Consider the following 3,043-nt stretch of genomic DNA (forward strand, 5'->3'; position numbering starts at 1 on the left):
ATGATCTCACCCAGCATCCGCACCGAAAGCGCAACTTCCTGGTACTCGTGAACCATCGTCACGATCTGGACAAGCGGGCCAGACACGCGACCGGCCAGCATGTTGAATGCGACCAATGCGCCAATCGTCATCGCGCCGCTGAAGACGTCGAGAGCGCCGAGCCCGATGATCGCAACGCTCATCAGCTTTTCGAGGAGCCCGGTCATCGATTGGGCGACGGTCGAGATCTTGTCGACCCGGAAACGAACGGAAATCGATTGCGCGGAATAATCATCCCAGGCACGGCGCTGGCGGGGTTCAAGCGCCAGCGACTTGACGGTGCGCATCCCGTGCACAGTTTCCACAAGCAGTGCTTGTCGGTCGCCCTCGGCCTTGTAGAGGGCCTGGAGGCGACGTTGGAAGGGTCCGACCAGCAGCGCGACGACCAGGCCGACGAGTGCTGCAAAGCCAATGACGACCAGGGTGAGCTTGACGCTGTAGAGAAGCAGGATCGGAATGAAGACCAGGAGCGACACGCCATCGAGGAGGGTCAGAAACAGGCGACCGGTCAGAAACTCGCGGATCCTTCCCGTCTGTTGCATGTGCTTGACAAGGACCCCAGCTGACGCCTGTTCGAACAAGGCGATTGGAAGATTGAGCAGATGCCCGAACGTGCGTGTCGCGATGCGGATATCGATCCGGTTCGTGGCATAGAGCAGCAGGTAGCGCCGCAGGAAGCTGAAGGCGGCATCGAAGACAAGGGCAATGGCGATGCCAATCGTCAGGACCGTGAGCGTTGCATAGCTTTGATGCACCAGCACCTTGTCGATGACGAGCTGGAAGAAGATTGGCGTCATCAGACCGAGGCCATAAAGGACGATGGCGGCAAGCGCAACGTCGCGGAAGAAACTGCGCTGCTTGATGATTTCGGGAATGAACCAGCGGAAACCGAATGGCTGATCGGCATCGTTAAGGCCGTAGTTCCGCTTCATCATCACGACGGATCCCCGCCAGGATCGGGTGAACTGCTCTTCGCTCAGGTGAATGAAGTCGGGGCGCTCGGCCAGGGGATCGAGGACCCTGATCATCGGCTCCTCTTCGCCCATTGCAGGCCCGGCAATCACGACCCAGTTGCCGTTCTCGAGCTCCGCCAGCACAGGAAAGGCTTCGCCGAGCCCAAGAAGCGAAGTCCAGCTGAGGCTGATATGCCGGGCGCGCAGCCCGGCATCTTTGGCCATGCGCAACAATTGTCGAAGCGCGACGGGTTGGTCATTGACTGCGTAATCGTGTTGCAGGCGCTCGGGTGACAGGTCAACGCCATGGTGGCGTGCCACGAGAGCAAGGCAATGTAGGTTGGTGTGCAAAAACGTACTCATGGCCCACCCGGGTGTCTGCGTTGATGGTTCGTCAGTTGAAGTTCGGCGACGCGTTGCCCGAGGCACCGGAAGGAGGGATGATCTCAGCCTTCTGATTGGGGTCGTTGACGCGCCGCACGGCGCCGGCCTCGACCAGTCCGCCCAATGCCTTCTGCATCAGGTCGACTGCATTCGCGAACGCATCGACGGGCATGATGATCCTCTGCCGGAAGACCGGTTTCGGATTGTTGCTGGCATCCCGTTCGGTGGCCGACAGCGACATCAGGTCGATGCGGACGATCGTGCCGGTTACCGTGATCTCGCCGATACCGTCGGCATAAAGTTCGTTGCTCATTGTCGATCTCCTCGTTTGGAACGTGCTCATTGATGGTGATGGTGCGCCTGCTGCCAGGCAGGGAAGGGGTCGGCAAGCTGTCTGCCGAGTTCCGGGTCAAAGTGGGTCTCTTCCCCGAAAAGGCAGTCGTCGAGCGCTGTGCTGATCCCTTGCTGGTCAAGCCCGGCGCCGATGAACACCAGTTCCTGGCGGCGATCGCCGAAGACCAGATCCCAATGGCGGTCGAGCAATTGGCGGAACTGCGGATAGCGTGGCCAATGCGCCTTTGACACGCTTGCCCACCAGAAGCCCTTGGTATCCATGCGTCGCTGTGTACCGGCAATCGAAAGGAGCCCGATCTCGTTCGGCCGCGTCGCCAGCCAAAAATGTCCCTTGGCGCGAATGAGGCCCGGCCACTGCTGCGCGAGAAAGCGGTCGAGCGCGGCGGGGTCGAAAGGACGGCGTGCGCGATAGACGAAGCTCGAAATCCCGTATTCCTCGGTCTCGGGGACGTGGTCTCCCCATCCGTAGAGCTCCTTATGCCAGTACGGGTGGCGGGCCGATTTGGCCTCGCTGAAGAGGCCGGTATCGAGAATGGTCGACAGGGGAAGCGCACCGAAGTCGGTTTCGATGACACGCGCATCCGGATTGAGGGCCGCGACGATCCGGCGAACGGCCGTCCGGGTTTCGGCGGCAACTTCGGAAACCTTGTTGATCACGACGACATCGGCAAATTCGATCTGCTCTACGAGCAGGTCTACAAGCGTTCGTTTGTCATCGGTGTCGCGAGTTTCGCCGCGATCGCTCAGGAAATCGGCGCTCGAATAATTTGCAAGCAGGTTTGCCGCATCGACCACCGAGACCATGGTATCCAGCCGCGCCACGTCACAGAGCGCAAGGCCGTTCTCGTCACGGAAAGAAAACGTAGCCGCAATTGGCAGCGGTTCGGCAATGCCGGTGCCTTCGATCAACAGATAGTCGAAGCGACCGTCGGCGGCGAGACGGCGGACCTCGGTCAACAGGTCGTCACGAAGGGTGCAACAGATGCATCCGTTGGTGAGTTCCACCAGGGTTTCATTGGTGCGCGACAGGTTGGCGCCGCCATCACGAACGAGCTCGGCATCGATGTTGATCTCGCTCATGTCATTGACGATCACGGCGACCCGGCGTCCTTCCCGGTTACGCAAGACATGGTTGAGGATGGTTGTTTTTCCTGCGCCGAGGAAACCCGCCAAAACCGATACTGGGAGGCGCTTGTCGCCACCTGTCATGTACACTCTCCCCACTCGCTGTTACGCTGCGAGCTGCTGCCTGAATGCCACGTCCACGTAGTAGTTGGTGCTGTTGAATGTGCTCGTCGGGAACAGCCCGCTGG

At 60.1% G+C, this 3,043-nt stretch carries 3 protein-coding genes; all 3 read right to left on the reverse strand.

Going from position 1 to position 3,043, the window contains the following annotated elements; genetic code table 11:
• Positions 1-1,355, reverse strand: a 1,355-nt coding sequence (locus FHT97_RS30565; protein ID WP_246712869.1) for an ABC transporter transmembrane domain-containing protein, incomplete at its 3' end; no start/stop codon positions are given.
• Between the two features lie 31 nt (positions 1,356-1,386).
• Positions 1,387-1,689, reverse strand: a complete 303-nt coding sequence (locus FHT97_RS30570) for a hypothetical protein (RefSeq protein WP_183756510.1) — start codon at positions 1,687-1,689, stop codon at positions 1,387-1,389.
• Between the two features lie 26 nt (positions 1,690-1,715).
• On the reverse strand, positions 1,716-2,939 hold the full coding sequence (locus tag FHT97_RS30575) for a GTP-binding protein (RefSeq protein WP_183756509.1): 1,224 nt from the start codon (positions 2,937-2,939) through the stop codon (positions 1,716-1,718).
• Positions 2,940-3,043 lie beyond the last annotated feature (104 nt).

Origin of the sequence: Rhizobium sp. BK399 (genome assembly GCF_014194695.1) — a bacterium.
Taxonomy (GTDB): Bacteria; Pseudomonadota; Alphaproteobacteria; order Rhizobiales; family Rhizobiaceae; genus Rhizobium.

What these genes read in the sequence shown, in the direction of transcription:
- FHT97_RS30570 (WP_183756510.1), bottom strand. Translation starts at nt 1,689, where the DNA reads ATGAGCAACGAACTTTATGCCGACGGTATCGGCGAGATCACGGTAACC.
- FHT97_RS30575 (WP_183756509.1), bottom strand. Translation starts at nt 2,939, where the DNA reads ATGACAGGTGGCGACAAGCGCCTCCCAGTATCGGTTTTGGCGGGTTTC.